Source organism: Kitasatospora sp. NPDC059817, assembly GCF_042731835.1.
Classification (GTDB): domain Bacteria; phylum Actinomycetota; class Actinomycetes; order Streptomycetales; family Streptomycetaceae; genus Kitasatospora.
The window spans coordinates 9,100-10,103 of record NZ_JBHWIR010000229.1 but is presented as its reverse complement, the minus strand read 5'-3'; the positions used below and the strand labels follow the sequence as shown (position 1 = coordinate 10,103).

Sequence of the window (1,004 nt, the reverse complement as noted above, 5' to 3'; positions counted from 1 at the left end):
GCCAGCGCTCGGCCACGCCGCCCCCCCCCCGCAGAAGACGGCACCCAGCGGGGTGGGGGGGGGGGGGGCCGGCCGCGCGGCCGGGGGGGCGCCCCGGGCCGCCGGCGGGCCGGGCACGCCGCCCCGCCGACCGAGGAACCGGGCCTCGACCCGGCGATCGCCTCCGACCACCGCCTCGCCCGGCTCAGCTTCGTCCAGGGCGCCTGGATCGGCGCCGCCCAGATCCTCGCGCTCTTCCCCGGCATCAGCCGCTCCGGTGTCACCATGAGCGCCGGCATCCTGCGCGGCCTGCACCACGAGGACGCCGCCCGCTTCTCCTTCCTGCTCGCGACCCCGGTCATCCTGGCCGCCTCCGTGCTGAAGGTGCCGGAGCTGTTCAAGCCGGAGAACTCCGCCGTCCTCGGCCCGGTCGTCGCCGGCAGCATCGCCGCCTTCGTCGCCGGCTACGTCTCGGTGCGCTTCCTCACCAAGTACTTCGAGACCCGCAGCCTGACGCCGTTCGCGCTCTACTGCTTCCTCGCCGGCGTCGGCAGCGCGGTCTACCTGTCGGTCTGATCCGCCCCCACCCCGGGGTCGAGGATGCCGGGCCGCGCGATAATCGGGCCCGTGAGCAGCTCCTGGACTTCCTTCGGCGGCGACTTGCACCTAGACCTCACCGAGCGGCGCGCCGCCGGGGCCGGGCTGCGGGCCGCCCTGGAGGACGCGCTGCGCGAGGCCGTCCAGGACGGGCGGCTCGTGCCCGGCACCCGGCTGCCGTCCTCGCGGGCCCTCGGCGAGGACCTCGGGATCGCCCGGAACACCGTGGTCGAGGCGTACGGGCAGCTCACCGCGGAGGGCTGGCTCACCTCCCGGCAGGGCTCCGGCACCACCGTCGCCCGGCGGGCCGCGCCCGGCCGGAGCCGGGGGGGGGGCCGCCCCCCCCCGGGGGGGGGGGCCCGGGGGGGCGGGGGGGGGTGGGGGGGGGCCCCCCCCCCGCCCGTTACGAGGGCGTGGTAAAAAAGTGA

At 77.8% G+C, this 1,004-nt stretch carries 1 protein-coding gene and 1 pseudogene; both read left to right on the top strand.

Annotation, left to right across the window (positions count from 1 at the left end):
- Positions 1-555, top strand: a 555-nt coding sequence (locus tag ACFV61_RS31475) for an undecaprenyl-diphosphate phosphatase (RefSeq protein WP_380495310.1), incomplete at its 5' end; no start/stop codon positions are given.
- 51 nt (positions 556-606) lie between these two features.
- Positions 607-972 (top strand): annotated as a pseudogene (locus ACFV61_RS31470) (GntR family transcriptional regulator); the annotation flags it as partial.
- Between the last annotated feature and the right edge of the window lie 32 nt (positions 973-1,004).